The sequence below is a fragment of the Tsuneonella troitsensis genome (genome assembly GCF_001441535.1).
In the GTDB taxonomy this organism is placed as follows: domain Bacteria; phylum Pseudomonadota; class Alphaproteobacteria; order Sphingomonadales; family Sphingomonadaceae; genus Tsuneonella; species Tsuneonella troitsensis.
Map to the genome: position 1 here is coordinate 20,931 of NZ_LMAU01000003.1, position 25,228 is coordinate 46,158.

Annotated in this window: 36 protein-coding genes and 1 tRNA gene; 21 read left to right on the plus strand and 16 right to left on the minus strand. The window is 64.9% G+C overall.

What is annotated here, in order from left to right; translation table 11 throughout:
- Window positions 1-102 precede the first annotated feature (102 nt).
- Window positions 103-621: a sterol desaturase family protein gene (locus AR323_RS06840; RefSeq protein WP_057883707.1), complete on the plus strand. Its 519-nt coding sequence runs from the start codon at window positions 103-105 to the stop codon at window positions 619-621.
- A gap of 13 nt (window positions 622-634) precedes the next feature.
- Here AR323_RS06840 and AR323_RS06845 read toward each other — a convergent pair whose 3' ends face one another.
- From AR323_RS06845 to AR323_RS14940, 12 genes are all read right to left on the minus strand, one after another.
- Window positions 635-1,039: a hypothetical protein gene (locus AR323_RS06845; protein WP_057883241.1), complete on the minus strand. Its 405-nt coding sequence runs from the start codon at window positions 1,037-1,039 to the stop codon at window positions 635-637.
- 67 nt (window positions 1,040-1,106) lie between these two features.
- A complete protein-coding gene (locus tag AR323_RS06850; RefSeq protein ID WP_057883242.1) occupies window positions 1,107-1,526 on the minus strand; it encodes a SufE family protein in 420 nt (139 codons plus the stop codon).
- Window positions 1,527-1,552: 26 nt separating this feature from the next.
- The gene (locus AR323_RS14935) at window positions 1,553-1,729 is read right to left on the minus strand and encodes a hypothetical protein (RefSeq protein ID WP_164461510.1); all 177 of its coding nucleotides are present in this window, start codon (window positions 1,727-1,729) and stop codon (window positions 1,553-1,555) included.
- A complete protein-coding gene (locus tag AR323_RS06855; protein WP_123321789.1) occupies window positions 1,726-1,989 on the minus strand; it encodes a hypothetical protein in 264 nt (87 codons plus the stop codon). The genes AR323_RS14935 and AR323_RS06855 overlap by 4 nt, the downstream gene beginning before the upstream one ends.
- Before the next feature lie 30 nt (window positions 1,990-2,019).
- Window positions 2,020-2,310, minus strand: a complete 291-nt coding sequence (locus tag AR323_RS06860; protein WP_057883243.1) for a hypothetical protein — start codon at window positions 2,308-2,310, stop codon at window positions 2,020-2,022.
- The gene (locus AR323_RS06865) at window positions 2,307-2,645 is read right to left on the minus strand and encodes a hypothetical protein (RefSeq protein WP_057883244.1); all 339 of its coding nucleotides are present in this window, start codon (window positions 2,643-2,645) and stop codon (window positions 2,307-2,309) included. The genes AR323_RS06860 and AR323_RS06865 overlap by 4 nt, the downstream gene beginning before the upstream one ends.
- Window positions 2,645-2,980, minus strand: a complete 336-nt coding sequence (locus AR323_RS06870; RefSeq protein WP_057883245.1) for a hypothetical protein — start codon at window positions 2,978-2,980, stop codon at window positions 2,645-2,647. Before AR323_RS06870 ends, AR323_RS06865 begins: the two co-directional genes overlap by 1 nt.
- A complete protein-coding gene (locus AR323_RS06875) occupies window positions 2,980-3,291 on the minus strand; it encodes a hypothetical protein (protein ID WP_057883246.1) in 312 nt (103 codons plus the stop codon). The genes AR323_RS06870 and AR323_RS06875 overlap by 1 nt, the downstream gene beginning before the upstream one ends.
- A 24-nt stretch (window positions 3,292-3,315) precedes the next feature.
- Entirely contained in the window at window positions 3,316-3,693 is a 378-nt protein-coding gene (gene pspC, locus AR323_RS06880) for an envelope stress response membrane protein PspC (protein ID WP_057883247.1), read from the minus strand.
- Window positions 3,690-4,004 carry an envelope stress response membrane protein PspB gene (gene pspB, locus AR323_RS06885; protein ID WP_057883248.1) on the minus strand — a complete coding sequence of 105 codons (315 nt, stop codon included), beginning with the start codon at window positions 4,002-4,004 and terminating at the stop codon, window positions 3,690-3,692. The genes pspC and pspB overlap by 4 nt, the downstream gene beginning before the upstream one ends.
- Before the next feature lie 6 nt (window positions 4,005-4,010).
- Window positions 4,011-4,952 carry a phage shock protein PspA gene (gene pspA, locus AR323_RS06890; RefSeq protein ID WP_235510489.1) on the minus strand — a complete coding sequence of 314 codons (942 nt, stop codon included), beginning with the start codon at window positions 4,950-4,952 and terminating at the stop codon, window positions 4,011-4,013.
- Window positions 4,949-5,101, minus strand: coding sequence for a hypothetical protein (locus tag AR323_RS14940; RefSeq protein ID WP_164461511.1), 153 nt, complete (start codon window positions 5,099-5,101; stop codon window positions 4,949-4,951). Before AR323_RS14940 ends, pspA begins: the two co-directional genes overlap by 4 nt.
- 138 nt (window positions 5,102-5,239) lie before the next feature.
- On the opposite strand from AR323_RS14940, the gene pspF reads away from it, so the two are divergent.
- From pspF to AR323_RS06975, 17 genes are all read left to right on the plus strand, one after another.
- On the plus strand, window positions 5,240-6,274 hold the full coding sequence (gene pspF / locus AR323_RS06895) for a phage shock protein operon transcriptional activator (RefSeq protein ID WP_057883249.1): 1,035 nt from the start codon (window positions 5,240-5,242) through the stop codon (window positions 6,272-6,274).
- A gap of 35 nt (window positions 6,275-6,309) precedes the next feature.
- On the plus strand, window positions 6,310-6,525 hold the full coding sequence (locus tag AR323_RS15110; protein WP_057883250.1) for a hypothetical protein: 216 nt from the start codon (window positions 6,310-6,312) through the stop codon (window positions 6,523-6,525).
- Window positions 6,522-6,728 (plus strand): hypothetical protein, encoded by a 207-nt coding sequence (locus AR323_RS06905; protein ID WP_057883251.1) that lies wholly within the window; start codon window positions 6,522-6,524, stop codon window positions 6,726-6,728. Before AR323_RS15110 ends, AR323_RS06905 begins: the two co-directional genes overlap by 4 nt.
- Entirely contained in the window at window positions 6,721-7,287 is a 567-nt protein-coding gene (locus AR323_RS06910; RefSeq protein ID WP_152980310.1) for a PrgI family protein, read from the plus strand. The genes AR323_RS06905 and AR323_RS06910 overlap by 8 nt, the downstream gene beginning before the upstream one ends.
- A gap of 139 nt (window positions 7,288-7,426) precedes the next feature.
- A complete protein-coding gene (gene rimP / locus AR323_RS06915) occupies window positions 7,427-7,984 on the plus strand; it encodes a ribosome maturation protein RimP (protein WP_057883253.1) in 558 nt (185 codons plus the stop codon).
- A gap of 5 nt (window positions 7,985-7,989) precedes the next feature.
- Window positions 7,990-9,642, plus strand: a complete 1,653-nt coding sequence (gene nusA, locus AR323_RS06920; protein WP_057883254.1) for a transcription termination factor NusA — start codon at window positions 7,990-7,992, stop codon at window positions 9,640-9,642.
- Entirely contained in the window at window positions 9,623-10,423 is an 801-nt protein-coding gene (locus AR323_RS06925) for a DUF448 domain-containing protein (RefSeq protein ID WP_083495280.1), read from the plus strand. Before nusA ends, AR323_RS06925 begins: the two co-directional genes overlap by 20 nt.
- A gap of 22 nt (window positions 10,424-10,445) precedes the next feature.
- Window positions 10,446-12,983, plus strand: coding sequence for a translation initiation factor IF-2 (infB, locus tag AR323_RS06930; protein WP_057883710.1), 2,538 nt, complete (start codon window positions 10,446-10,448; stop codon window positions 12,981-12,983).
- An 18-nt stretch (window positions 12,984-13,001) separates the two neighbouring features.
- Window positions 13,002-13,550 carry a DUF1697 domain-containing protein gene (locus AR323_RS06935; protein ID WP_057883256.1) on the plus strand — a complete coding sequence of 183 codons (549 nt, stop codon included), beginning with the start codon at window positions 13,002-13,004 and terminating at the stop codon, window positions 13,548-13,550.
- Window positions 13,551-13,553: 3 nt separating this feature from the next.
- A complete protein-coding gene (gene rbfA, locus AR323_RS06940; protein ID WP_057883257.1) occupies window positions 13,554-13,970 on the plus strand; it encodes a 30S ribosome-binding factor RbfA in 417 nt (138 codons plus the stop codon).
- Window positions 13,970-14,563, plus strand: a complete 594-nt coding sequence (locus AR323_RS06945; protein WP_057883258.1) for a thymidine kinase — start codon at window positions 13,970-13,972, stop codon at window positions 14,561-14,563. Before rbfA ends, AR323_RS06945 begins: the two co-directional genes overlap by 1 nt.
- Window positions 14,564-14,568: 5 nt before the next feature.
- Window positions 14,569-15,252: a site-2 protease family protein gene (locus tag AR323_RS06950; protein WP_083495336.1), complete on the plus strand. Its 684-nt coding sequence runs from the start codon at window positions 14,569-14,571 to the stop codon at window positions 15,250-15,252.
- Complete coding sequence (gene truB, locus AR323_RS06955; protein ID WP_057883711.1) at window positions 15,249-16,262, plus strand: tRNA pseudouridine(55) synthase TruB; 1,014 nt, start codon at window positions 15,249-15,251, stop codon at window positions 16,260-16,262. Before AR323_RS06950 ends, truB begins: the two co-directional genes overlap by 4 nt.
- Window positions 16,259-16,528 (plus strand): 30S ribosomal protein S15, encoded by a 270-nt coding sequence (rpsO, locus tag AR323_RS06960; protein WP_057883260.1) that lies wholly within the window; start codon window positions 16,259-16,261, stop codon window positions 16,526-16,528. The genes truB and rpsO overlap by 4 nt, the downstream gene beginning before the upstream one ends.
- A gap of 165 nt (window positions 16,529-16,693) precedes the next feature.
- A complete protein-coding gene (pnp, locus tag AR323_RS06965; protein ID WP_057883261.1) occupies window positions 16,694-19,021 on the plus strand; it encodes a polyribonucleotide nucleotidyltransferase in 2,328 nt (775 codons plus the stop codon).
- Between the two features lie 97 nt (window positions 19,022-19,118).
- On the plus strand, window positions 19,119-20,171 hold the full coding sequence (locus AR323_RS06970; protein ID WP_057883262.1) for a sensor histidine kinase: 1,053 nt from the start codon (window positions 19,119-19,121) through the stop codon (window positions 20,169-20,171).
- Window positions 20,168-20,848 (plus strand): spermidine synthase family protein, encoded by a 681-nt coding sequence (locus AR323_RS06975; protein WP_057883263.1) that lies wholly within the window; start codon window positions 20,168-20,170, stop codon window positions 20,846-20,848. Before AR323_RS06970 ends, AR323_RS06975 begins: the two co-directional genes overlap by 4 nt.
- Here AR323_RS06975 and AR323_RS06980 read toward each other — a convergent pair.
- Both AR323_RS06980 and AR323_RS06985 read right to left on the minus strand, forming a co-directional pair.
- Window positions 20,845-21,369, minus strand: a complete 525-nt coding sequence (locus AR323_RS06980) for a DUF1993 domain-containing protein (protein WP_235510490.1) — start codon at window positions 21,367-21,369, stop codon at window positions 20,845-20,847. The two genes, AR323_RS06975 and AR323_RS06980, sit on opposite strands and share 4 nt — an antisense overlap.
- Window positions 21,370-21,433: 64 nt before the next feature.
- A complete protein-coding gene (locus tag AR323_RS06985; RefSeq protein ID WP_057883264.1) occupies window positions 21,434-22,141 on the minus strand; it encodes a GcrA family cell cycle regulator in 708 nt (235 codons plus the stop codon).
- An 84-nt stretch (window positions 22,142-22,225) separates the two neighbouring features.
- Here AR323_RS06985 and AR323_RS06990 point away from each other — a divergent pair, with 84 nt between their 5' ends.
- Window positions 22,226-23,092 carry an ABC transporter permease gene (locus AR323_RS06990; RefSeq protein WP_057883265.1) on the plus strand — a complete coding sequence of 289 codons (867 nt, stop codon included), beginning with the start codon at window positions 22,226-22,228 and terminating at the stop codon, window positions 23,090-23,092.
- Here AR323_RS06990 and hspQ read toward each other — a convergent pair.
- The gene (gene hspQ, locus AR323_RS06995; RefSeq protein WP_057883266.1) at window positions 23,089-23,469 is read right to left on the minus strand and encodes a heat shock protein HspQ; all 381 of its coding nucleotides are present in this window, start codon (window positions 23,467-23,469) and stop codon (window positions 23,089-23,091) included. The two genes, AR323_RS06990 and hspQ, sit on opposite strands and share 4 nt — an antisense overlap.
- 160 nt (window positions 23,470-23,629) lie before the next feature.
- Between hspQ and AR323_RS07000 the strand changes: the two genes are divergently transcribed.
- Window positions 23,630-23,719 (plus strand) — tRNA-Ser (locus tag AR323_RS07000).
- A gap of 153 nt (window positions 23,720-23,872) precedes the next feature.
- A complete protein-coding gene (locus AR323_RS07005; RefSeq protein ID WP_057883713.1) occupies window positions 23,873-25,078 on the plus strand; it encodes a tyrosine-type recombinase/integrase in 1,206 nt (401 codons plus the stop codon).
- On the opposite strand, the gene AR323_RS15115 is transcribed toward AR323_RS07005, so the two are convergent.
- A complete protein-coding gene (locus tag AR323_RS15115) occupies window positions 25,028-25,225 on the minus strand; it encodes a DUF5818 domain-containing protein (protein WP_235510491.1) in 198 nt (65 codons plus the stop codon). The genes AR323_RS07005 and AR323_RS15115 overlap by 51 nt on opposite strands.
- Between the last annotated feature and the right edge of the window lie 3 nt (window positions 25,226-25,228).

The following is a 25,228-nucleotide window of genomic DNA, read 5'->3' on the forward strand; positions in this document are numbered from 1 at the left end:
CGTTCAGGTTTGGGCCTTTCAATATGAACGAAGCGGAAACCGAATAGTGAGCTGGATGAAAGAATGGTCGCACCTTCGGGCGTGGCACATTATATGATCGGCATGGCCTGGATCGTCCCCGTCGTCGTCGTCATTGCAACCGTTCTCGCGATGGAACTCGTCGCATGGAGCAGCCACAAGTACGTGATGCACGGGTTCGGCTGGGCGTGGCACCGCGACCATCACGAACCGCACGACAACGTACTGGAAAAGAACGACCTGTATGCGCTGGTCGGCGCTGCGATGAGTATCTCGATGTTCGTCTGGGGCAGCCCGCTCGTGCTCGGCGATGCCGCGTGGATTCCGGCGACCTGGATCGGGATCGGGATCCTAGTTTACGGGATCATTTACACGCTGGTGCACGACGGACTTGTCCACCAGCGGTATTTCCGCTGGGTACCGAAGCGCGGATACGCCAAGCGGCTGGTGCAGGCGCACAAGCTGCACCACGCGACGATCGGCAAGGAAGGCGGGGTCAGCTTCGGCTTCGTGTTCGCCCGTGATCCCGCCAAATTGAAAGCCGAACTCAAACGCCAGCGCGAGGCTGGAATTGCCGTGGTGCGGGATAGCGTGGGCTACTGACCCAAATGCTCCGCTAAGGCTTCGGCGGTGCCTCTGCGGCCTTGACACCGGCGCGCCTGAGGCCGCCGCTCACCCGGATGGTCGACCCATTGCCCAGGACATAGGATGGCGCATCGGTCCGCTCGAGCGGATCGACGTCGGCAGGAAGCGGTATCGCGAAGTTGGCGCCGCCTCTGGTTCGGCGCGGATGAGTGGTTACCGAAGAAGGCTGGACGCGGGACCGGTTGGCTGCGGCGACCGCGTTGGCGGCATTGCCCATCGATCGGGATATCGACGATCCGAGCGATTTCTGCGCCTTGCCTTGCGCCTGCCCGGTACCGCTAAGGATGATCGCGGTTTCGGCGGCGTCCTGCGCCGCGAGCGGCACCGCGAAGGTGGTGGCTGCTGCGAAAGCGAGGAAGTGGAATGCGCGGGCCATCGGCAATCTCCAGTCGCCGCGCATCGTATACCTCTTCCTATCGAGGTCAACGCGCATGCCTTGGGAGCTATCCGGCAGCGATACGCTCGGCGTGCCGTTTCACGAGGGAGATCATGTTGGGGACCCCTTGGGTGCGATTCGAGCTCAACTGGTTCTTGAGGTCGAACGGCGCCAGCGCTCCGGAGATATCCATCGCGGCGACTTCGGCGGCGGGGCGATCCTGCACGGCCGCAATGACGAGCGCGACGATGCCCTTGGTGATCGCGGCGTTGCTGTCCGCGAGGAAATGCAGCTTGGCCGCATCGCCGGTGGGATAGACCCAGACGGCGGCGGAGCAGCCGCGCACCAGCGTCGCATCGGTCTTGAGCGCATCGGGCATCGGCTCCAGCTCGCGCCCCAGATCGATGAGCAGGCGATAGCGGTCGTCGGTGTCGAGGAAGTCGTATTCTTCGGCGATGTCGGCCAAGGGCCGGGAGGCGGTGCGCATGGCGCGCGCCTCTAGCCCAGCCGGTCCTATCCCGCCAGCCCGCCGGGCCGGGTGAAGGCGTAATAGATGACGTAGAACCAGCCGAAGAACCCCTGGACGATCGCCCACAGGATCGACTTGTGGAGCGACCACGATATGGCAACCGCGATCGCGCTTCCGAGGCCGATCCCGGCCTGAGCCGCATTGGTGGCCGGGCCGCTCACAGATCGACCCCGCTGGCGATGGCTTCCAGCTTGCGGATTCGCTCCTTCAGGTCCGAGATCTCGATCCGCGCGGCGCCCAGCGCACTGCCGGTTTCACGCTCGTTTCGCTGGGCGCCGTCATGGCGGGCGTCCGCGACGATGCGTTCCAGCTCGTGCTCCTTGAGCGTCAGCCAGCCCTGCCAGCCACGCAGCATTGCGAATGCGACGATGGCGATCGCGGTAAGCGAGGTCGCAGCAGTAATGATCTGGTCGGTGATCATGACGTTGGTCTTCCCTTGAACCCGTGGCCGTTACGAATTTTCCGTGGTCCGAAGCGCCTCGATCTCGTCCGCCACGCGGCGCGTCTCGAGGGCAGATGCGGAGTTGCTGTCGGTCGCGATGCGTTCGAGCACCTTGATGCGTTCGCGAAGCTCGGCGATCTCGCGCTGCTCGGCTTCACGCTGTTCGGCCAGAAGGCGCTCGTCGGCATCCCTCGCGCCCTTCGCGCGCTCGGTCCGACCCAGCGTCTCGTAACGCTTCATGATGACCGCTGCACCCATCGTCACCAGGACGATGATCACGAGGGCGACCCACATGTTCATTGCACCTTCTCCTTGCCGTCACGCAGGCGTTCGATTTCGTGCGTGAGGCGATAACCGCCGTCGGTCACGATCCGCTCCACCGTTTCCAGCCGCTCGCGCATTGCGCCGAGTTCGGCCTTGAGCTGGGCGTTTTCCTGGGTGAGGAGATGGACCCGCGCCATCGCTTCCTTGTCGGTGTGCGGCTTCAATGACTGGCCCCACATTCCTTCGAGCGGGTAACCGTTCTTGATCTTCAGCTTGGTGGTATGGACCGATGCCGCGATCCCTGCCGCGCCAAGCGCAATGCCGCCGGCGATCAGGAAGCCGAGGTATGGAATGAAGTCGGTGAATTCCATCACACGCGCTCCTTGCGAAGGGTGTCGATCGACACTCCGCTGGCTTGGCGGTCGTCGCGCAGGGCTTCGATCTGTTCGGCCACGCCGTAACCCTTGTCGGTGACGATCCTCTCAAGCACCGCGACACGATCGTGCACGGTCTTCAGCTCACCGCGCAGGGCGGCATTCTCGCGCTTAAGCTCGGCACTTGCCTTCGACTCGGTGGGTTCGGTCATTCCGCCCCACTCGTTTTCGAGCGAGTAGCCGTGCTTCGCGCGGATCCAGTTGTTGATCAGCCAACCGCCCGTGCTCACGGCGATGATAGCAATGACGAAAGCGGGGCCGCCCCAGTCCATCACACGCGCTCCCGGCGAAGGGTTTCGATCGAGACGCCGCTATCCGATTCGTCGACACGCCTCTGGTCGCGCAGGGCCTCGATCTGGGTGGCGACGTCGTAGCCCTTGTCAGTCACGATGCGTTCCAGGACGCGGACACGGTCTTCCAGCGCGGTGATCTTGCTGGCGTACTGGGCTGCCTTTTCGGCGGTCGCATCGGCGGTGGTGTGGACCTGCATCTCGGCGATCTTCTGCTGGTGCTTGGTCCAGATCGCGACGATCGGGATCATCAGCGCAATGATCGGAATGAAGACTGCGATGGTGCCTTCCATTGGTATTCCTCCCCCTTCAGGTCCTCAGCGCAGTCGCTCGATTTCGGCGGACAGGCGCGGGTTGCTGGTCACGTAATAGGTTTCGACGTCCGCCAGGCGGCGGTCGATCTCGCGGAACTTGCCGCGGATTTCGCGCGCCGTGCGCTTCGGGCTCTGCCGCACGCGCTGCCAGTACTTGGTCTCTTCCTGGTCGACATAGAGGTGTGGCGGCTTCTTGTTCAGCAACAGGCCTGCGACGAAGTAGCCAGGAAGCAGGATCGGCGCGACGGTGATCAGCAGCAAGATGAATGCCAGGCGGACCCACATGACGTTGACGCCGGTGTAGTCCGCGATCCCGGAGCAGACGCCCAGCAGCTTGGCATTCTGCTTGTCGCGATAAAGCGTGGTGCGCGGGCTGTTCACTTCAGGGCTCCCTTCTTCTCGGCTTTCTTTTCGGCCAGCAGGCGGTCGAATTCGCGCAGCGGCTCGTCGTCGATCTCACGCTCGTGAGTCAGCCGGGCGGGCCTGAACGAGGGGTCGTCGCTGGCAACCAGTCGTTCGACGGTGTCCATCCGCTCGTCCAGCCGCTTGGCCAGGCTGTAGAGCTCTTCCAGCAACGTTTCGTCGTCGGTGGTGATGGTGGCGGCGGTCTTCCACCGCGTGATGTAGTGCAGGATGATCCACGGCAGTCCGATGAACAGCGTGACCATCACTATGACGACGTCGAAATCCATTGCCCCTTACTCCTTGTCGCCGTTGCCGGCCTTGTCATCCATGCCGAGCGCGCGCTTCATTTCGGCGAGTTCGTCGTCGATCTGGTCCTTGCCCGCGAGCGCGGCGATCTCGTCGGCCAGCGTCGGCTTGCCGGTGCCGTCGGCGATCGACAGCGCGTCGGCGCGGCCTTCCGCGTAATCCACCCTCCGTTCGAGCTGGTCGAAGCGCGCCAGCGCCTCGTCCGTGCGTTCGTTGGTCATCAGGCTGCGCAGCTTGACGCGGTTCTCCGCGCTTTCGAGCCGCGCGGCGATCGCCGTCTGGCGGCTGCGCGCTTCGCGCAGGCGGACCTGCAGCTTCTCGATGTCCTGCTCGTAAGCGCGCAGCGCATCGTCGAGCACGGCGATCTCCTGGCGAAGCTGCTCAGCCATGTCGGCCGCCTTCTTCTTTTCCACCAGCGCTGCGCGCGCCAGATCCTCGCGATCCTTGCTGAGCGCGAGCTGCGCCTTTTCGGACCAATCGGCCTGCAGACGTTCAAGCTTTACCGTGTGGCGGTGCATTTCCTTCTGGTCGGCGATCGTGCGCGCGGCGCTGGCGCGGACTTCGACCAGCGTTTCCTCCATCTCGAGGATGATCATGCGGATCATCTTCGTCGGGTCGTCCGCCTTGTCGAGCATTTCGTTGAAGTTGGCCGCGATGATATCCCGGGTGCGGCTGAAGATACCCATGAAGGCGACTCCGTAATTGGCGATGTCCCGTTGTGCTTGCGATTGGTTGGGGGACTGGGTGGGGGTGGGGCTGCGGCGCAGGCGCTCGACTTCGGCGTCGAGGCGCGAACCATGCGTGAATTGCTGGTGGCGGGCCGGAGCATCGTCGGCGCGGGAGGACTGGGATCCGCGCAGGGGGGTTTCGTCGCGCTCCGGCCCTAAGGGGTCGCTACCAAGGCCATCGGATGATGTCGGCTTGTTCATGCCAGTTCCGTCGTCACGATCAGGCGGTCGCCGGCATAGGCCGGGGTCGCCTGGATCTGCGCGCTCAGCGCGACGAACAGCGCCATTGCGGCAACGCTCGCCATGGCGGCATGGCCGAGGCGGGTTTGCAAGAAGCGGCGGTCGAACATGGATACCTCCCGTTGGATTACGTTCACCAATCAGCAAGGCGCGTGCCAATTGTGATTTACGGATGAGGAGCGCTTTTCGACGAACGACATGATGGTCCCCATTGCCGACTGTTGGGATTTTTCGCTATTGGTTGGGGCGTGGAACGGGAAAGCCAGTTCATCGGCCAATCGGACGCCTTTCTGGACGCGGTCGACCGCGCGAGCCAGGCCGCGCCGATGGACCGTCCGGTGCTGGTGATCGGTGAGCGCGGAACGGGCAAGGAGCTTATCGCCGAGCGTCTTCATCGCCTGTCGAACCGGTGGGAAGAACCGCTGGTCACGATGAACTGCGCCGCGCTCCCCGAAACACTGATCGAGGCGGAGCTGTTCGGGCACGAGGCCGGCGCCTTCACGGGGGCCACCCGCGCCCGTCCCGGCCGGTTCGAGGAAGCGGACAAGGGTACGCTGTTCCTCGACGAGCTCGCGACGCTTTCGATGCAGGCACAGGAGCGCTTGCTGCGCGCGGTCGAGTACGGCGAGGTCACGCGGATCGGATCGAACCGCCCGATGCGGGTCGACGTGCGGATCGTCGCCGCCACCAACGAGGACCTGCCGCGGCTGGCCGACGAAGGCCGCTTTCGTGCCGACCTGCTCGACCGCCTGAGCTTCGAGGTCATCACGCTGCCACCGCTCAGGGTGCGCGACGGAGACGTGACGGTGCTGGCCGAATTCTTCGGTCGTCGCATGGCCAGCGAGCTGAGGTGGGAGAAGTGGCCCGGTTTTGCCGATCATGTTCGCGAACAGCTCCACAACTATCTGTGGCCGGGCAACGTGCGCGAACTGCGCAACGTGATCGAGCGCGCGGTCTATCGCTGGGGCGATGCCGAAACGCCCATCGCTCACATCGTGTTCGATCCGTTCGACAGTCCATGGAAGCCGGCCTTCACCGCGGCGCCCAAGGATGCACAGAAGGGTCAGACCCAGTCACCCCCGCACCAGGCGGCGCCCGACTTTGATTCGATCGAAGACCTGCGCGCGGCGGTGGACTCGCACGAACGCGCGATCGTCGAAAGCGCGCTCGGCCGCCACCGCTGGAATCAGCGCCAGACCGCCAGAGCGCTCGGGCTGACATACGATCAGTTACGCCATTGCATTCGCAAGCATGGCCTGATGCAGATCGATGAAGGCGATTAACCGAACGTCAGTAGCAACTCGGCTATGCTGCGGTCATGGAAGGCTTGATGCCCGTTTTGCTCTTGCTGGCAGGGCCAATTCTGCTGCTGGGCGTGTGGCCGTTTGCCCAAAGGGCCGCGAGGGCGGAAGCCGATCGTATGCGGCAACTGGGCGGCGACCTTCGGATCGCCAAACCGAGGGCAGTATTCGTTATCGCCGCGGTCCTGGCGATTGTGGTCGTAACCCAAATCGATCATTTGCTGCGCGGATGAAGGCGTCGATCTTGCCGTTGGTCATTATCACCGCGATGATGGCGATGGTCGTGCCATTTGCGGTGCGGCAAGGCAGGTCCCGGGAAGCTTATCTGAAAACGCTTTCGGGTTTCAAGAGCGGTCGTTACCGGGCGACCCTTGCCGCCGCGATTGTCGCGGTATTCGTCGCCATCAGTGCCTTGCGGTCGGCTTTTGGTGGTTGAGGGCAACCGGATGTCGAAGCGGAAGATCGGCTGCCTGGGGCTGGCCGGAGTGCTGGTGGCGGGAGTCTACTTCCTCCTCCAGACTGAAGTCGGAAAATGGTTTGGTGGCCTGTTGGTCGTCTATGGCGGCGCGATCGTGGGCATGGCAATGCTGTACGAACAGCAGACCGCCGTCGTCGTCGACGTAAAGCCGCGCGACCATCCTATGCTGAACGGTATGATCGCGGTGGAATACACCGACAACCTCGGCGAGCGGCGGACGGTTCGTAAGAACGCTCTGGGGCGCCCAGGTCAGCTGGACAATATCGAAGTCGGCGAGACTATTTCGATTATTGTCTGCAAGGCCAATCCGCTGAGCATCAAGATTCCATCGTTGCAGGCGCCCGGAGGAGAGCCGTGCGTCGATCCAGCGAAGCAGGCTCCGCGAACCGCTGCAACGGGCCCCCGAACTACCGTGCAATCCGACGCCAGCACAGCTGCGAGAACGGGTGCGGAAGATTACGAAGCGGACGTTGATCCGGACGCGGAGCCGGAAGCGGACGATTGGGGCAGCCAGTAGCACGCATTCCGATCGCACTTGCCTTCGGCGCCGGGTGCGCCTATCTGCCCGGCCAATCCCGACATCGCGAGACTGAGGGGCTGGCGCCGACAGGGGCCGGCACCGAAGGCGCTTGCGGCAGTCGCAACCAGGAATCCGAATGGCCGATATCGCGCGCCTTGCAGAATTGATCGAACCCGAAGCCGCCGCGCTCGGGCTCGATCTCGTGCGCGTGAAGATGATGCCTTCGGAAGCCGGCGACGGCGGCGAGGCGCTGCAGATCATGGCCGAGGATCCGGCGACCGGGCAGCTCATCATCGACCAGTGCGCCGCATTGAGCCGCCGCGTGTCCGACATGATGGACGCGCGCGAAGAAGCCGGCGAAGTGCTGATCGAAGGCGCCTACCACCTCGAGGTGTCGAGCCCGGGCATCGACCGTCCGCTCACCCGCGCGAAGGATTTCGCCAACTGGGCAGGACACGAAGCGCGGATCGTCATGGCCAAGGACTATGAGGGCCAGCGCGTGCTTAAAGGCGACCTCAAGGGCATCGAAGGCGATGCCGTGACCATCGTCGATCGCAAGGCGGGCGACGTCACCGTGCCCCGCGACCAGATCCATACGGCGCAGCTCGTCCTCACCGACGCGCTGATCGCCGCGACCCGACCGCTCGACACCACTGGTGCCGAGGAAGAAGTGCTCGAAGCAGAGGAAGACTAGGAACAATGGCCAGTTCGATTTCCGCCAACAAGGCAGAACTGCTCGCGATCGCCAACTCGGTCGCTTCGGAGAAGATGATCGACAAGGCGATCGTCATCGAAGCGATGGAAGAGGCTATCCAGAAGGCCGCCCGCTCGCGCTACGGCAACGAGAACGACATCCGCGCCAAGCTCGACCCGATGACCGGCGATCTGCGCCTGTGGCGCGTCGTCGAGGTGGTCGAGGAAGTCGATGACTACTTCAAGCAGGTGAACCTCGAACAGGCCGCGAAGCTGCAGGCCGATGCAAAGGTAGGCGATTATATCGTCGATCCGCTGCCCCCGGTCGATCTGGGCCGCATCGACGCGCAGAGTGCCAAGCAGGTCATCTTCCAGAAGGTCCGCGACGCCGAGCGCGAGCGCCAGTTCGAGGAGTTCCAGGACCGTGCGGGCGAGATCATCACCGGCGTGATCAAGTCGGTCGAATTCGGCCACGTGATCGTCAACCTCGGCCGGGCCGAGGGCGTCATCCGCCGCGACCAGCAGATTCCGCGCGAAGCCGCCCGTCCGGGCGAGCGCGTGCGCGCGCTCATCACCAAGGTGGAGCGCAACAACCGCGGCCCGCAAATCTTCCTGTCCCGCGCGCATCCCGACTTCATGAAGAAGCTGTTCGCGCAGGAAGTGCCCGAAATCTACGACGGTATCATCACCATCCAGGCCGCCGCCCGTGACCCGGGTTCGCGCGCGAAGATCGGCGTGATCAGCCGCGACAGCTCGATCGACCCGGTCGGCGCCTGCGTCGGCATGAAGGGCAGCCGCGTGCAGGCCGTCGTGCAGGAATTGCAGGGCGAAAAGATCGACATCATTCCCTGGAGCGAGGACACCGCGACCTTCGTCGTCAATGCGCTCCAGCCGGCCACCGTCAGCCGAGTCGTGCTCGATGAGGACGACGGGCGGATCGAAGTGGTGGTGCCCGACGACCAGCTTAGCCTTGCGATCGGCCGCCGCGGCCAGAACGTGCGCCTGGCGAGCCAGCTGACCGGTCACCAGATCGACATCATGACCGAGGAAGAAGCCTCGGAGAAGCGCACCAAGGAATTCGCCGAGCGTTCCAAGATGTTCGAGGAGGAGCTCGACGTGGACGAGACGCTGTCGCAGCTTCTCGTTGCCGAAGGCTTCGCCGAGCTCGAGGAAGTCGCCTATGTCGAGCTGGCCGAACTCGCCAGCATCGAGGGCTTCGACGACGATCTGGCCGAGGAACTGCAGAGCCGCGCCAAGGAAGCGCTCGACCGGCAGGAAGCCGCCTATCGCACCGAGCGGCAGGGCCTGGGTGTCGAGGACGCGCTGGCCGAACTTCCGCACCTCAACGAGGCGATGCTGGTCACGCTCGGCAAGGCCGGAATCAAGACTCTCGACGATCTTGCCGACCTCGCCACCGACGAATTGATCGCCAAGAAGCGCGAGGCCCCGCGTCGCCGCCAGCCGGCAGCTACCGACGGTCCGCGCCTCCGCACCGATCGTCCGAAGCAGGAAGACAAGGGCGGGGTGCTCGGCGAATACGGCCTGACCGAAGAGCAGGGCAACGAGATCATCATGGCCGCGCGCGCGCACTGGTTCGACGACGAGGATTCGTCCGGGCCAGCATCCGAGGAGGCCGCGCATGCGGACTCCGAACAATGAGCGCCTGACGCCCGACATCGCTAAATCCCCCTCCCGCTTGCGGGAGGGGTCAGGGGTGGGCCAGTCAGATGGTCCGCCACCTGTAGACGCGCCCACCGCCGGCACCTCTCGCAAGCGGGAGGGGAGCAATCCGGAGCGCAAGTGCATCCTTTCGGGGGAGCATGGTGCGCGCGAAGCGCTCGTTCGCCTGGCGATCTCGCCCGACGGGCTGGTCCTGCCGGACATTCATGCCAAGGCTCCGGGTCGCGGCGCGTGGCTGGGCGTACCGCGCGGGGAACTCGAGACGGCCATGGCCAAGGGCAAGCTGAAGGGCGCCCTGGCGCGCGCCTTCAAGGGTGCCGTGTTGACGGTGCCCGACGACCTGCCCCAACGGATCGAGGAAGGACTTAAGCGGGCCCTGCTCGACCGGCTGGGCCTTGAACTGCGCGCAGGCCACCTGATCCTGGGATCGGACCGGATCGCGGAGAATGCCCGTGGGGGCGCGGTGGAACTGCTGCTCCACGCCGCCGATGCCAGCGCCGACGGAAGCCGCAAGCTGGACCAGGCCTGGCGCGTGGGCAGCGATGCCGAAGGGTCGGGGCAGGCGGGAACGACCTTGCCACTGGACCGGGCGGCTTTGTCTGTGGCAATGGGCCGCGACAACGTCGTCCATATGGCGCTGGCCGATGAAGCCGCTGCCGCGCGAGTCTCGCTCGCGCTGGGGCGCCTGATACATTTCCAAGGCGGCCGACAAGCCGCTTCCGATGGCGACAGGCATACGCCTGCCGCTCTGGACGATTGATCGAAGGACGAAGACGAGTTTTATGAGCGATAGCAACGACACTCCGCGCGAACGCAAACCGCTTGGCCTCAAGCGGTCGGTCGACGCAGGCGAGGTCAAGCAGACCTTCAGCCACGGCCGCACCAACAAGGTTGTGGTCGAGGTCAAGCAGCGTCGCAAGCTGTTGAAGCCGGGCGAGGTCGCGCCGCCGCCTCCCCCGCCGCCGCCTCCTCCCCCGCCGCCCCCTCCACCGCCGGTCGCCGAAGCGCCCGCGCCGAAGAAAAAGGCCGCCCCCGCTGGCGAAACCCCGCAGGAGCGCGTTGCCCGCCTGCAGCGCGAAGCCGAGGAAGCGCGTCTGGCGACGCTCGCCGAACAGACGGCGCGTGAGGCCGAGGAACGCGCCGCCGCGCTCGAAGGCGAAAAGCGCCGCGCCGAAGCCAATCGCGAGGCCGAGGCCGCAGTGGTGAACCAGCCTGCGACCGAAGCCGAGCCGGTGGCCGAAGCCGCCGCCGAGCAGGCCGACGCCGGTGAGGCCGAGCAAGCCGATGCAGGTGGCGAATCCGCAGCGACGCCGGCTCCTGCCGCGCGCCGCTTCACGCCGGTCGCCCGTCCCGAGCCGAAGAAGCCCGAGCCGAAGAAGAAGGAAGAGAAGCGCGGCAGCCCGAGCCCCGAACGGGGCGGGGCCGGCGATCGCCGTTCGGGCAAGCTGACCGTCACTCGCGCGCTCAACGAGGACGAGGGCCGCCGTGCCCGCAGCCTCGCCGCGCTGAAGCGTGCCCGCGAAAAGGATCGCCGACTTCACGGCGGACCCGTGCAGAAGCGCGAGAAGCAGGTGCGCGACGTCGTCGTACCCGATGCGATCACCGTGCAGGAACTCGCCAACCGGATGGCCGAGAAGGGCGCCGACCTGGTGAAGTCGCTGTTCAACATGGGCATGATGGTCACGGTCAACCAGACGATCGACCAGGATACGGCCGAGTTGCTGGTCGAGGAATTCGGCCACACCATCCAGCGCGTCTCCGAAAGCGACGTCGACATCGTGGCCGAAGTGGATACCGATCCCGAGGACACGCTGCAGCCGCGTCCCCCGGTCGTCACGATCATGGGCCACGTCGATCACGGCAAGACCAGCCTGCTCGACGCGCTGCGCGGGACCGACGTGGTGAAGGGCGAGGCCGGCGGCATCACCCAGCACATCGGCGCCTACCAGATCACCACGAAGGGCGGCGACAAGGTCACCTTCCTCGACACGCCGGGCCACGCCGCGTTCACCGAAATGCGCCAGCGCGGCGCCAATGTGACCGACATCGTGATCCTGGTAGTCGCGGGCGACGACGGGATCATGCCGCAGACGATCGAGGCCATCAATCACACCAAGGCGGCCGGCGTGCCGATGATCGTCGCGATCACCAAGGCGGACCGCGACGAATACAACGCACAGAAGATCCGCGAACGCCTGCTCGAACATGAAGTCATCGTCGAGGCGATGAGCGGCGACGTGCAGGACGTGGAAGTCTCGGCCAAGACCCGTGCCGGTCTGGACGAGCTGGTCGAGAAGATCCTGCTCCAGGCCGAACTGCTCGAGCTGAAGGCCAATCCCGATCGCGACGCGGAAGCGATCGTGGTCGAAGCGCAGCTCGACAAGGGCCGCGGCCCAGTCGCGACCGTGCTCGTTACCCGCGGCACGCTCAAGAAGGGCGATACCTTCGTCGTCGGGACGGAGAGCGGCAAGGTGCGCGCGCTGGTCAACGACAAGGGCCAGCAGATCAAGGAAGCGGGTCCCTCGCTTCCGGTCGAGGTTCTCGGCCTGGGCGGCGTGCCCGATGCCGGCGAGCGGATGACCGTCGTCGAGAACGAACAGCGCGCCCGCGAAGTCGCCTCGTTCCGTCAGGCGAAGGCCACCGAAAAGCGCACCGCGCTGGCGCCGACCAACTTCGACACGATGTTCTCGAACCTCAAGAGCGACGTGGTCGAATGGCCGGTGGTGGTGAAGGCCGACGTGAAGGGTTCGGCCGAAGCCATCGTCAACGCGCTGCACAACATCTCTAACGACGACATCAAGGTGCGCGTGCTGCACGCCGGGGTGGGCGCGATCACCGAGAGCGACGTGACGCTGGCCGCTGCCAGCGGCGCGCCGATCGTCGGCTTCGGCGTCCGTCCCAATCCCAAGGCACGCGAACTGGTGGCGCGGGACAAGGTGCGGATGATGTATTACGACGTCATCTATCACCTGACCGAGGACGTCGCGAAAGAGATGGCCGGCGTGCTCGGCCCGCTCAAGATCGAGAACGTGCTCGGCCGTGCAGAGGTCAAGCAGGTCTTCCCCGCGGGCAAGAAGGACAAGGCTGCCGGCCTGCTGGTGGTCGAAGGTGCGATCCGCAAGGGCCTGTTCGCCCGTCTCACCCGCGCCGACGTCATCGTCTCGGCCACGACCATCCAGTCGCTGCGCCGGTTCAAGGACGACGTCGACGAAGTCCGCGCGGGCCTCGAATGCGGCGTCGTGCTGGCCGATACCAACGACATCAAGCCGGGCGACCAGCTCGAGGTGTTCGAGGTCGAGGAGCGCGAGCGGATTCTGTAATCCGCTCGGGCTTCTGCCATGCCGCGCTACGTCGCCCTGCTCGGGTCGGTCAACGTCGGCGGGAATCGCCTGAAGATGGCCGACCTCAGGGCGGCGCTGGAGGCCGAAGGCTTCTCCGATGTCGCCACGGTCGTCGCCAGCGGGAACGTGTTGTTCGATCACGACAGCGAACCTGCCGATGCACTCGCCGCGAGAATCGCGGACATGGTGCAGCGCGAGTTCGGCTTCGCGAGCCTCGTCGTTGTCCTTGATCGGTCCGAACTGTCGTCAGCGATCGACGATAACCCGTTCCACGGCGATGGCCCCGATCATGGCGAGGACAAGTTCGTGCATTCGATCTTCCTCGACGGGCAGCCATCGATGGAGAGCTTCGACGCCCTGCTCGCCGAACATCGCGGCAAAGGCAGCGAACGGCTGGCGCTGGGTCCGCGGGTCCTTTATCTCGACTATGTCCACGGGGCGGGAGTATCCAGTCTCACCGGACCGTTCCTTCAACGCCGGCTGGGATGCCGCGGTACCGCGCGCAACATGACGTCCCTCAAGCGCATCCGTGATAAGATGACCTGATTTATGGTGCAGAAAGCCACGACATCTGAACAGCAGTCCGTCCGCGTGCTCAAGGTGGGCGAGCGGGTGCGGCATATCCTTTCCGAATTGCTCGCGCGGGGCGAAGTGCACGACGACGTGCTGACCGCGCACTCGGTTTCGGTTACCGAAGTGCGGATGACGCCCGATCTCCGCAATGCCGCGGCCTACGTGAAACCGCTGCTCGGCAAGGACGAGGCGGTGGTGTTGAAGGCGCTGCGGACCAACACCGCGTTCTTCCAGCGCGAGGTCGCCAAGCGCCTCGGCCTGAAGTTCGCCCCCAAGCTGCAGTTCAAGCCCGACGAAAGCTTCGACGAGGCCGAGCGGATCGAGCGCCTGCTGAACGATCCAAAGGTCGCCCGCGATCTCGACGAAGGCGATGAACCGGACGACGCGGCCTGATGGCCAAGCTCTATTTCTACTACGCAAGCATGAACGCGGGGAAGAGCTCGACCCTGCTGCAGGCCGACTTCAACTACCGCGAGCGCGGCATGCGCACGATGCTGTGGACGGCGCAGCTCGACAGCCGCAGCGACGGTATGGTCCGCAGCCGCATCGGGCTGGAGGCGGATGCGCACCGCTATTCCGGTGAAACCGACCTGTGGGCCGCGGTGAGCGCGGCACATTGGACCGAACCGCTCGATGCCGTGCTGATCGACGAGGCGCAGTTCCTGACGCGGGACCAGGTCTGGCAATGCGCGCGGCTGGCCGACGAGGCGAGCATTCCCGTGGTCTGCTACGGCCTGCGCACCGATTTCCAGGGCGAGCTGTTTCCCGGATCGGCGGCGCTGCTGGGGATCGCGGACAAGCTCGTGGAACTGAAGGGCGTTTGCCACTGCGGGCGCAAGGCGACGATGAACCTGCGGGTCGACGCGAGCGGCGCGGCGGTGCGGGAAGGCGCCCAGACCGAGATCGGCGGCAACGACCGCTATGTCGCGCTGTGTCGCAAGCACTTCAGCGAGGCGCTGGCGGGTTCGGGCGGGCACCCCATATGAACGGCATGTCCGAAACGATCCAGCTTGCGCTGCTCCTCATCCCCTGCCTGATCGTCGCGATCGTGTTCCACGAGGTCGCGCACGGGTGGGCTGCACTCGCGCTCGGCGATCCGACTGCGAAGGAACAACGGCGGTTGAGCCTCAATCCCATCCGCCACGTCGATCCGATCGGCACGCTGCTGGTGCCGGGCGCGCTGGCGCTGTTCGGCGGGCCGATCTTCGGCTGGGCCAAGCCGGTGCCGGTCAACTTTGCGCGGCTGAACAATCCGCGCGTTGGCATGATGCTCGTCGCGGCGGCGGGGCCGGGGACCAACATCCTGCTTGCGGCGCTGGGTGCGATTTTGCTGGGCCTCTATGCCGGAACTCTCGTGGCGCCGCCGGTGGGCGTGAGCGAATACGTGTTCGGCGGGCTGCAGTTGTTCATCATGATCAACGTTTTCCTCGCCCTGTTCAACCTGCTGCCGATCCCCCCGTTCGACGGGTCGCACATCGTCGAGGGGATGTTGCCGCGCAGCATGGCGCACCACTACGCGAAACTGCGCAACGTCGGGATGCTGCTGTTCATCGGCCTGATCGCGGCGACTTGGGCTTTCCCCGAGGCCGGGATAATCGAGAACACCGTCGGCGTCCCAGTCGAATGGGTTCAGGGCCAGTTCCTGCGCCTTGCCCAGTGGGTGGCCGGCGCTTGAGCGGTGTCCACGGCTGGCTGATCCTCGACAAGCCGCGCGGTCTGGGCTCCACCCAGGCGGTCGGGGCGGTCAAACGCGTGCTGCGCGAAGCGGGTTACGGCCCGAGAAGCAAGGACATGCCCAAGGTCGGCCACGGCGGCACCCTCGACCCGCTGGCCGAAGGCGTGCTGCCGATCGCGCTGGGCGAAGCGACCAAGCTGGCCGGGCGCATGCTTGATGCCAGCAAGATCTACGCCTTCACAATCGCCTTCGGCGAGGAGACCGATACCCTCGATACCGAGGGCGAAGTCGTCGCGCGCTCGGATCGCCGTCCGCCGCTAGCCGCGGTGCAGGCGATCCTGGGGCACTTCACCGGCGCGATTGAGCAGGTGCCGCCGTCCTATTCAGCGCTGAAGGTGAACGGCAAGCGCGCCTACGACCGCGCGCGTGCGGGCGAAAACGTGGATCTGCAGCCGCGCCAGGTCACCATCCATTCGCTGGACCTCGCCCATGACAGGGCAGCCATGCCGGTCGATTCGGCATTCGCCACCACGACGGGCCGCTCCGACCCATACGATCCATCGCCTCCGCTCGAACTGGCCGACAGCGTCACCCTGATCGCGCACGTCAGCAAAGGTACGTATATCCGTAGCCTGGCACGGGACATCGCACGCGCGCTTGGCACGGTCGGTCACGTGACCTACCTCAGGCGCACGAAGGCCGGGCCGTTTGCCGAAGCGACAGCGATTTCACTGGACTTGCTGAACGAAATCGGTAAGGGCGCGCGCCTTGAAGACCACCTCCTGCCGCTCGAGGCGGGGCTGGACGGTATCCCGGCCCACCCTCTCGATCCGGAAAGCGCGCAGGCGGCCCGTCAGGGCCGGGTCGTTTCCGGACATGCCCTTCCCGACGGGCTCTTCCTTGGCACGGCCGGTGGTATTCCGGTGGCGCTGATGGAATCCGACGGGGTGGCGGCGAAAGTCGTCAGGGGTTTCAATCTCCCCGATACCGCGAAGAAAGACGAAACATGACCGTTACTGCCGAAAAGAAGCAGGAAATCATCAAGGACAACGCCCAGGCATCGGGCGATACCGGTTCGCCGGAAGTGCAGGTCGCGATCCTCACCGAGCGTATTCGCAACCTGACCGAGCACTTCAAGGACCACCACAAGGACAACCACTCGCGCCGCGGTCTGTTGATGATGGTCAACAAGCGCCGCAGCCTGCTCGCGTACCTGAAGAAGAAGGACGTAGAGCGGTACAACGCGCTGATCGCGAAGCTCGGGCTTCGCAAGTAAGAGTTTCTCGGAGGGGCGGCTTCGGTCGCCCCTTCGTTTATCCGGCCTGCCGCATCCGGCGGCACGGCCCATGGGGCGCGAAGAGCCCCGCACCGGACCGGGACGGATTACCCGGCAGCAAACCTGCGCCGTTGCAATAGGGCCGGCGCGGGCAAGGAAAACCAGATGTTCGACACCAAGACTGTATCGCTGGAGTGGGGCGGCAAGACCCTCACTCTGGAAACCGGGCGTATCGCCCGTCAGGCCGATGGCGCGGTCCTCGCGACCTACGGCGAAACCGTGGTCCTGTGCGCCGTCACCGCGGCCAAGAGCGTGAAGGAAGGGCAGGATTTCTTCCCCCTTACCGTTCACTACCAGGAAAAGTTCTCGTCGGCCGGGCGCATCCCGGGCGGCTTCTTCAAGCGCGAGCGCGGGGCGACCGAAAAGGAAACGCTGACCAGCCGCCTGATCGACCGTCCGGTCCGTCCGCTGTTCCCCGAAGGCTTCTACAACGAAATCAACGTGATCGCGCAGGTCTTCAGCTATGACGGCGAGTGCGAGCCCGACGTCCTGGCGATGATCGCCGCTTCGGCCGCGCTGACCATCTCGGGCGTGCCCTTCATGGGTCCGATCGCCGCCTGCCGCGTCGGCTTCAAGGATGGCGAGTACATCCTCAACCCGAAGCAGGCGACCGCGCTGGCCGACGATGGCCGTCTCGACCTGGTCGTCGCCGCCACCGGCGATGCCGTGATGATGGTGGAATCGGAAGCCAAGGAGCTGACCGAAGAGGAAATGCTCGGCGCCGTGATGTTCGCACACGACGCGATCCGTCCGGTGGTGAACGCGATCATCGACCTGGCCGAAAAGGCCGCGAAGGATCCGTGGGACGTCGCCTCGCAGGACGGCAACGCCGACATGAAGGCTTCGATCAAGGCGATGATCGGCGACGACATCGCCAAGGCCTACAAGACTACCAGCAAGTCCGATCGTTCGGACATGCTCAATGCCGCTCGCGACAAGGTCAAGGCGCACTATGCCGCCGACACCTTCGACGGCCAGCAGCGCATGACCGCGATCAAGCTGACCAAGAAGATCGAGGCCGACATCGTGCGCGGCGCGATCCTGGCGGACGGAACCCGCATCGACGGTCGTAAGCTCGACCAAGTTCGCCCGATCGAGGCGATGGTCAGCGTCCTGCCGCGTGCGCACGGTTCGTCGCTGTTCACTCGCGGGGAAACGCAGGCGCTCTGCTCGACCACGCTCGGCACCAAGGAATCCGAGCAGATGATCGACGGGCTGGAAGGCCTGACTTACGAGCGCTTCATGCTGCACTATAACTTCCCGCCCTACTCGGTCGGCGAAGTGGGCCGCTTCGGTGCGCCTTCGCGGCGTGACACCGGCCACGGCAAGCTCGCCTGGCGCGCGCTCAAGAGCGTGTTGCCCGAAAAGGACGACTTCCCGTACACCATCCGCGTCCTGTCCGACATCACCGAGTCCAACGGCTCGAGTTCGATGGCGACGGTCTGCGGCGGCTGCCTCAGCATGATGGATGCCGGCGTGCCGGTTACCCGTCCTGTGTCGGGCATCGCGATGGGCCTGATCCTGGAAGGCGACAAGTTCGCCGTCCTCAGCGACATCCTCGGCGACGAGGATCACCTGGGCGACATGGACTTTAAGGTGGCCGGTACCGAAAAGGGTATCACCACCATGCAGATGGACATCAAGGTCGCCGGCATCACGCAGGAGATCATGGGCAAGGCGCTCGAGCAGGCGAAGGCCGGCCGTGCGCACATCCTGGGTGAGATGACCAAGGCCCTGGGTTCGGCTCGCACCGAACTGTCGGCTCACGCTCCCCGCATCGAGACGATGCAGATCGACAAGGCGAAGATCCGCGACGTCATCGGCACGGGCGGCAAGGTCATCCGCGAGATCGTCGCGGAAACCGGTGCCAAGGTGGACATCGACGACGAGGGCCTGATCAAGATCAGCTCGTCCGACCTCAGCCAGATCGAAGCGGCCCGCAAGTGGATCTCCGGCATCGTGGAAGAGGCCGAAGTCGGCAAGATCTACGACGGCAAGGTCGTGAACATCGTCGATTTCGGCGCGTTCGTGAACTTCATGGGCGGCAAGGACGGCCTCGTCCACGTTTCCGAGATGCGCAACGAGCGCGTCGAAAAGCCGACCGACGTCGTGTCGGAAGGCCAGGAAGTGAAGGTCAAGGTCCTCGAGATCGATCCGCGCGGCAAGGTTCGCCTGTCGATGCGCGTCGTCGACCAGGAAACCGGCGAGGAGCTGGAGGACACCCGTCCCCCGCGCGAACCCCGTCCGGATCGTGGCGGTGACCGCGGCGATCGTCGCGGACCGCGCAGCGGCGGCGGCGGCGGCGACCGTGGTGGACGTGGCGGCGATCGCGGAGGCCGCGGTGGCGGCGACCGGGGTCCTCGTTCGGACCGCGGCGATCGAGGTCCGCGGGAAGGTGGCGACAACCACATTCCCGACTTCCTCAAGGACTGATGTCCCGCTAAAAGTCTGAAAATGCCGGAAAGGCCGCGCGGACCCTGGTTCACGCGGCCTTTCCTGTATGCGGCGAACTTTCGCCGAGGGGTGCGCGATGAGTGAAGCAAACGTAACGGGCCATGTGCCTTTCCTGACCCGGCTTCCGCTCGCGCGGGACCGGCCGTGGATGGGCTATGCGGTCGCGGTGGGACTGGCTCTGCTGGCGTGGTTCGTCCGCTGGGAAATCGGCGAAGGCCTGCCCCCGGGCTTTCCGTTCCTGACTTTCTTCCCAGCGGTGATCGTCACCGCCTTCTTCTTCGGGCTGAGACCGGGGATCGTGTGTGCGGCGCTCTCGGGGCTCGCCGCCTGGTATTTCTTCATCCCTCCGCTCAACAGTTTCGCGGTCGGATTCGACACGGCCCTCGCTCTGCTGTTCTATGTGTTTATCGTGGCGGTGGAGATCGCGCTGGTGAATTGGATGCAAGCTGCCAATCGCGATCTTCTGATAGAGCGCCGGCGAAGCCTCGACCTTGCGGAAAACCGCGAGCTGTTGTTCCAGGAATTGCAGCACCGGGTGGGCAACAACCTGCAGATGGTGTCCTCGCTGATCGCTCTCCAGAAGCGCCGCCTGACCGACAAGGCGGCGATCAGCGCGCTGGACGAGGCGAGCCGTCGACTCGGCCTAGTCGGGCGCATTCACCGCCAGCTCTACGATCCCGCAGGCGCTCAGCTCAGCCTGGCAGCATACATCGACCAGATCTCGCGCGACGTGATCGCCGCATCGGGTCGCGACAACCTGACTTATGCGTTCGAGGCGCAGACCGACCCGGCGCTCCCCGCCGACAAGGCGATCCCCACCGCGCTGGTCGTCGCCGAAGCGCTTAACAACGCCATCGAGCATGGCTTCGGCGCGGGCGGGGGCGGCCACGTGGTTGTGACCGTTGCGCCGATCGAAACCGGCGTCGAGGTGACCATCGCCGACGACGGCGCCGGTCTGCCCGCAAACTTCGACGTAGACGCCAGCGAAAGCCTCGGCCTCAGGATCGCGCGCACGCTGGCGGTATCGCTCGGCGGGCGGTTTTCGCTGGCGGCCGCGCCGGTGGGACGCGGGACGATCGCCCGTCTAGAGATCGAGTTGGCCCAACCCGAACCCCCGGTGCTTGGATGATCCCGCGCGAAACGATCGCCACCGCGCGGATTCCGGGCGGCGATACGCTGACGCTGGTGAAGCACGGCGGCGACCACGTCGTCATGCTCGGCCGCGACGAGCTGATGGGCACGCGGATGCGCTTTTCCGAAGAACAGCTTGCCGAACTGACGATCGCCGAACTCGAGACCGACGCACCGCGGCTCTTGATCGGCGGCTATGGCATGGGCTTCACGCTACGCGCCGCACTCGCGCGCATGAGCGAGCGGGGTAGCGTGACCGTGGCGGAAATCGTCCCCGAGATCGTGGAGTGGGCCAAGGGCCCGCTCGCGCACCTTACCGGCGACAGCCTGTCCGATCCGCGCGTTCACATCGAACTGTGCGACGTTGCCGCCCTGATCGACGATGCCGTCGACGGCACGAGCGAGCGCTGGGACGCGATCCTGCTGGATGTCGACAACGGTCCCGACGGGATCGTCCGCGACGGCAACGAACGGCTCTACACCCGCACCGGATTGGCGCGCGCACGCGATGCCCTGGCACCCGCTGGGGTGTTGGCGGTGTGGTCCGCCGCGCCCGATCCCAAGTTCGCCCGGCGCCTCAAGGATGCGGGCTTCGTGGTCGACGAGCGGACGGTGCGCGCGCGGCCCAACAACAAGGGCCCGCGCCACACGATCTGGTTCGCCCGGCGGCCCTAGGGCTTGATCCGGACCCGGCCCATGAAGTCGCGCTTGCCCACCGGCACGCCCTTCATCCGCAGGATGTCGTAGGCAGTCGCGCAGTGGAAATAGAAGTTGGGCTGGCTGAAGCTCAACAGGAAATCCTCTGCCGTGAAGTTCATTGCGCTATCGCGGAATTCGAAGCGCATCGGCTGGCCCATGAAACCTTCCATGTCGGCTTCGGTAAGGGCCTCCATCGCCGCGACCGCGTCGGCCAGTTTCGTGCGCAGGGTGGCAAAATCGCCGGGGGGCGGCGCGAGGTCGGGCGAGTAGACACCCTTGCGTACGCCCTCGACCGCGCCCTGGGTGTGCTCGGCCACGCACTTCACCTGGTACGAGAACGGCAGCATGTCGTCGATGATGCGCGTACCGATCAGTTCCGCCTCGTCGCACCCGGTTTCGGCGCACCAAGCTTCGGCTTTGTCGACGAGGTGGCGGGCGGTGCCCAGCATCTGGAGCGCGCCTGGGACATAGGCGGCGTGGAGCGAAATCGGCATCATGCTCTCCTTCAATCGAAAGGCCCGGCAGTCTCGCGACGGCCGGGCCTTGTCGTTGTTGTGATGATCAGCGGACCCGAGGACCGCCGAAGGGCAGCGGCGGAGGGGGACGGCGCGCGCCGCGAGGCAGCTGGGCCTGGTAGGCCCGGCCACAATGCTCAACGCAATACGGGAAGCCGGGGTTCACCGCCTGCCCGCAGAAATGGAAGTCGGGTTCGCCCGGATGGCCCATCGGCCAGCGGCAGACGCGTTCGCTGAGGTCCAGCAGGCTGGTCTTGCCGGCGATTTCCGGGCTCGGCTTGGCGGGCACCAGGCGGCGCGGCGGAGCCGGCGGGATCGGAGCCTGCTGATCGCCGGGTCCCTGGCGCAGGAAGCCGCCGGGGCCGACCGAGACGACCCTGGGCAGGCCATGCGTCGGATTGGGGATGGGCTGGCTCGGGATGTCGCTTTGCGGCGCGCGGGGCGCTGCTTCGGCGGCAGGAGAGGGCGCAGGTGCAGCCGCGGGCGCAGCGGCGGTTGCCGGACGCGGTGCGACAGGGGCGGGCTTCTTCACGGCGGGCTTCGCGGGCGCGGAGGTGGCGGCGGCCTTCTTTGGCTCGGGCTTGTCCTCGTTCGGTTTGACCGGAGACGGGCGCGCCTTGAGCCCGAGGCGATGCGCCTTGCCGATAACGGCGTTACGGCTCACGCCGCCCAGTTCGTCGGCGATCTGGCTGGCGGTAGACCCGCCCTCCCACATCTTCTTCAACGTCGCGATGCGTTCGTCAGTCCAGCTCATCCGAAGGTATCTCGTCCTGTCATTCGTGCGCGGTGCCAACCGAGCTGCTTGTCACCGGGGGCGCTTGGCCCTAGTCGCCGCGCCATGGCCGATCAAGTCCAGCCCATCGAGAGCACCGCGCCCGCCACCGCTGCATTTCGTCCGCGGGGCGAGCCGGTAATCCTGGGCGTCAACCGGATCGGGTTGTGGAGTCTCTATATTAAGGAGGTTCGCCGGTTTCTCAAGGTGCAGACGCAGACCGTCTGGGCCCCGGCGGTCACGACGCTGCTGTTTCTGGTCATATTCACCGTCGCGCTCGGACGCGAGGGTCGTGAAATGCTCGGCGTGCCGTTCGCCACCTTCGTCGCCCCCGGCCTGATTGTCATGGGGATGATGCAGAACGCGTTCGCCAATTCCAGCTTCAGCTTTTTGTCGGGCAAAATCCAGGGAACGATCATCGACCTGCTCATGCCGCCGTTGTCGCATGGCGAACTGATGACCGGCATCGTCGCCGCCGCAGTGACCCGAGCGGTGCTGGTCGGCGCCGCGGTCGGCTTTGCGATGCTGCTCTATCCGGGCGTCAGCCTGACGATGGCGCACCCGTGGGCCGTGGCATGGTTCGGATTGATGGGAGCCACCATGCTCGCGCTGCTGGGCCTGCTGACCTCCATCTGGGCAGAGAAGTTCGATCACGCGGCGGCGATCACCAACTTCGTCGTCGCGCCGCTGAGCCTCCTGTCGGGCACGTTCTACGTCATCGACAACCTGAGCCCGGCTTTCCAGGCGATCAGCCGCGCCAATCCGTTCTTCTACGTGATCTCGGGCTTTCGCTTCGGGTTCCTCGGCCAGAGCGACATCGGCAGCACCAATCAGGCCGTGCTGTGGAGCGCGGCTGGCCTTGCCATGTTCAATCTGGTTCTGGGCGGAGCGACCTACGCACTGCTGCGCAGCGGGTGGAAGCTCAGGAGCTAGTGCGTGAGACCGCGGCGCAGCTTGTAGCGGCCGTCGGCGAAATCGTCGAACAACTCGCCTACCTGAGGGTGGTCGACTGGCCCGTTCTCCGCATCGCGCAGCAGGTTCTGCTGGCTGACATAGGCGACGTAGGACGATTCGCCGTTCTCGGCGAGCAGGTGATAGAACGGCTGGTCCTTGTGCGGGCGTACTGCCGCGGGAATCGCCTCGTACCATTCGTCGCTGTTGGCGAAGACCGGATCGATATCGAACACCACGCCGCGGAAATCGAACACCCGGTGGCGCACGACCTCTCCGATCGCGAAGCGAGCACGCGCGTGGCGCGGCGCCTCGATGGTGCGGCCAGCGGTGGCGGAGAAGAAGTGTGCACGGTCCATTTCGCCAGCGAATATAGGCCTTCGCAGGTGCGAAACAAGCAAGGCCGGATTATCGTCCACCACCGGATGCGAGGTTCGCTCTTGGCAAGTGCAAACGCCTCGGCTAGGCGGCGCCCTCGTTTCGACCGGGTCCATCGGGCCTCAAGCGCACGAACCTCGCGGAGAGGTGGCAGAGTGGTCGAATGCGCCGCACTCGAAATGCGGTGTGCGGGAAACCGTACCGTGGGTTCGAATCCCACCCTCTCCGCCAATTACCAATTCCCTATACTTCCCGGATTGTCTCTAAAAGCGGCGGATTTCCGCCATTTTCTGGCTTGCTGTCATCTCAGTTGTTCTCTATATGTTTCACGACATCTCCCGCATGGTGTGGGGAAGAATGTGGGGAAAGGAGTGTGGCGGACGCATGGGAAGCCTAACCGCAATCAAGGTTAGAAACCTCAAGGATGCCGGACGCTATTCCGACGGCAGCGGGTTGATCCTTGTCCTCAACCAGTCGGGCAAGGCTAGCTGGATCGTGCGTGTGCAGAATGCCGGACGCCGAAGGGATATAGGAATCGGCTCCTATCCTGAAATTTCATTGGGCGAGGCGCGCGAGACCGCTGCGGATGTGCGCCGACAGGCCAAGGCCGGGATCGACGTGATCGCCGAGCGCAAGAAGGAAAAGAACGTCATTCCCACCTTCCGCGGCGCCGCCGTGAGAGTCCACGAAGAGCACAAGGCCAGTTGGAAGAACGGCAAGCATCAGGCCCAATGGTTGGCGACGTTGCAGACCTATGTATTTCCTCACATTGGCGAGCGGCTCGTCTCGGAGATCGAAGGCCCGGCAATTCGTGATGCCCTAGCACCAATCTGGCTCGCTAAGCCGGAAACCGCCCGCCGGGTTCGGCAGCGAATAGGCACGATCCTCGACTGGTCCTATGCGAAGGGTTATCGGACTACCGAAGCACCAATGCGCTCAATCGCGAAGGGATTGCCAAGGCAGCCCAGGAAGTCGGGCCATTTTGCGGCGATGCCTTTTGAAGAGGTCCCTGCGTTTCTCGCGAAGTTGCGTAGCCGCACCTCAATCGGCCGCTTGGCCTTGGAGTACCTGATCCTCAACGCTTCGCGCTCGGGCGAGGTGCGGGGGGCATGTTGGTCGGAGATCGATCTCAAGGCAGCGGTTTGGACGATTCCTGCCGAGCGCATGAAAATTAACCGCGAGCATCATGTTCCACTTACGCCCCAAGCCCTGGATGTCCTTGAAAGAGCCCAGGTATTCCGCTGTGAGGCGAGCGACCTTGTCTTCCCTGGGCAACGACCGAAGCTTCCGATGTCCGACATGACATTGCTGAAGATCGTGCGTGACATGGATCTCGATTGCACCGTCCACGGCTTTCGCTCCTCGTTTCGCGATTGGGTCGCCGAGGAAACTGATTATCAGGGAGAAGTGGCAGAGGCGGCTCTCGCCCACACAATTTCGAACAAGGTTGAAGCCGCGTATCGGCGAACCGATTTCTTCGCGAAGCGCAAGAACCTGATGCGGGATTGGGCGGATTTCTGTTTAAGCAGGGAGCAAAGGTCAATGGGCCGGAGAACCGATCCAGGCGGCCCGCAGCCGATCGAGTCCTGAAACTACGCCTTCGGCAATGATGTCGTTACCCACAAGAGCGCTATCGGGTGCGCAATCTTCGAGGATCCAACGTTCACCTGCATCGGTAATGACCGCGAATCCGCGGGGAGTGTGTTCAAGGCGTCCGGTGATGCGTTTGCGATTCATGTC

Excerpts from the sequence above, each read along its gene's own strand:
- AR323_RS06840 (WP_057883707.1), top strand. The coding sequence starts at position 103 with ATGGCCTGGATCGTCCCCGTCGTCGTCGTCATTGCAACCGTTCTCGCG.
- AR323_RS06845 (WP_057883241.1), bottom strand. The coding sequence starts at position 1,039 with ATGGCCCGCGCATTCCACTTCCTCGCTTTCGCAGCAGCCACCACCTTC.
- AR323_RS06850 (WP_057883242.1), bottom strand. The coding sequence starts at position 1,526 with ATGCGCACCGCCTCCCGGCCCTTGGCCGACATCGCCGAAGAATACGAC.
- AR323_RS06855 (WP_123321789.1), bottom strand. The coding sequence starts at position 1,989 with ATGATCACCGACCAGATCATTACTGCTGCGACCTCGCTTACCGCGATC.
- AR323_RS06860 (WP_057883243.1), bottom strand. The coding sequence starts at position 2,310 with ATGAACATGTGGGTCGCCCTCGTGATCATCGTCCTGGTGACGATGGGT.
- AR323_RS06865 (WP_057883244.1), bottom strand. The coding sequence starts at position 2,645 with ATGGAATTCACCGACTTCATTCCATACCTCGGCTTCCTGATCGCCGGC.
- AR323_RS06870 (WP_057883245.1), bottom strand. The coding sequence starts at position 2,980 with ATGGACTGGGGCGGCCCCGCTTTCGTCATTGCTATCATCGCCGTGAGC.
- AR323_RS06875 (WP_057883246.1), bottom strand. The coding sequence starts at position 3,291 with ATGGAAGGCACCATCGCAGTCTTCATTCCGATCATTGCGCTGATGATC.
- pspB (WP_057883248.1), bottom strand. The coding sequence starts at position 4,004 with ATGGATTTCGACGTCGTCATAGTGATGGTCACGCTGTTCATCGGACTG.
- pspA (WP_235510489.1), bottom strand. The coding sequence starts at position 4,952 with ATGAACAAGCCGACATCATCCGATGGCCTTGGTAGCGACCCCTTAGGG.
- AR323_RS14940 (WP_164461511.1), bottom strand. The coding sequence starts at position 5,101 with ATGTTCGACCGCCGCTTCTTGCAAACCCGCCTCGGCCATGCCGCCATG.
- AR323_RS15110 (WP_057883250.1), top strand. The coding sequence starts at position 6,310 with ATGGAAGGCTTGATGCCCGTTTTGCTCTTGCTGGCAGGGCCAATTCTG.
- AR323_RS06905 (WP_057883251.1), top strand. The coding sequence starts at position 6,522 with ATGAAGGCGTCGATCTTGCCGTTGGTCATTATCACCGCGATGATGGCG.
- rimP (WP_057883253.1), top strand. The coding sequence starts at position 7,427 with ATGGCCGATATCGCGCGCCTTGCAGAATTGATCGAACCCGAAGCCGCC.
- nusA (WP_057883254.1), top strand. The coding sequence starts at position 7,990 with ATGGCCAGTTCGATTTCCGCCAACAAGGCAGAACTGCTCGCGATCGCC.
- AR323_RS06925 (WP_083495280.1), top strand. The coding sequence starts at position 9,623 with ATGCGGACTCCGAACAATGAGCGCCTGACGCCCGACATCGCTAAATCC.
- infB (WP_057883710.1), top strand. The coding sequence starts at position 10,446 with ATGAGCGATAGCAACGACACTCCGCGCGAACGCAAACCGCTTGGCCTC.
- AR323_RS06935 (WP_057883256.1), top strand. The coding sequence starts at position 13,002 with ATGCCGCGCTACGTCGCCCTGCTCGGGTCGGTCAACGTCGGCGGGAAT.
- rbfA (WP_057883257.1), top strand. The coding sequence starts at position 13,554 with ATGGTGCAGAAAGCCACGACATCTGAACAGCAGTCCGTCCGCGTGCTC.
- AR323_RS06945 (WP_057883258.1), top strand. The coding sequence starts at position 13,970 with ATGGCCAAGCTCTATTTCTACTACGCAAGCATGAACGCGGGGAAGAGC.
- AR323_RS06950 (WP_083495336.1), top strand. The coding sequence starts at position 14,569 with ATGTCCGAAACGATCCAGCTTGCGCTGCTCCTCATCCCCTGCCTGATC.
- rpsO (WP_057883260.1), top strand. The coding sequence starts at position 16,259 with ATGACCGTTACTGCCGAAAAGAAGCAGGAAATCATCAAGGACAACGCC.
- pnp (WP_057883261.1), top strand. The coding sequence starts at position 16,694 with ATGTTCGACACCAAGACTGTATCGCTGGAGTGGGGCGGCAAGACCCTC.
- AR323_RS06970 (WP_057883262.1), top strand. The coding sequence starts at position 19,119 with ATGAGTGAAGCAAACGTAACGGGCCATGTGCCTTTCCTGACCCGGCTT.
- AR323_RS06975 (WP_057883263.1), top strand. The coding sequence starts at position 20,168 with ATGATCCCGCGCGAAACGATCGCCACCGCGCGGATTCCGGGCGGCGAT.
- AR323_RS06980 (WP_235510490.1), bottom strand. The coding sequence starts at position 21,369 with ATGATGCCGATTTCGCTCCACGCCGCCTATGTCCCAGGCGCGCTCCAG.
- AR323_RS06985 (WP_057883264.1), bottom strand. The coding sequence starts at position 22,141 with ATGAGCTGGACTGACGAACGCATCGCGACGTTGAAGAAGATGTGGGAG.
- AR323_RS06990 (WP_057883265.1), top strand. The coding sequence starts at position 22,226 with ATGGCCGATCAAGTCCAGCCCATCGAGAGCACCGCGCCCGCCACCGCT.
- hspQ (WP_057883266.1), bottom strand. The coding sequence starts at position 23,469 with ATGGACCGTGCACACTTCTTCTCCGCCACCGCTGGCCGCACCATCGAG.
- AR323_RS07005 (WP_057883713.1), top strand. The coding sequence starts at position 23,873 with ATGGGAAGCCTAACCGCAATCAAGGTTAGAAACCTCAAGGATGCCGGA.
- AR323_RS15115 (WP_235510491.1), bottom strand. The coding sequence starts at position 25,225 with ATGAATCGCAAACGCATCACCGGACGCCTTGAACACACTCCCCGCGGA.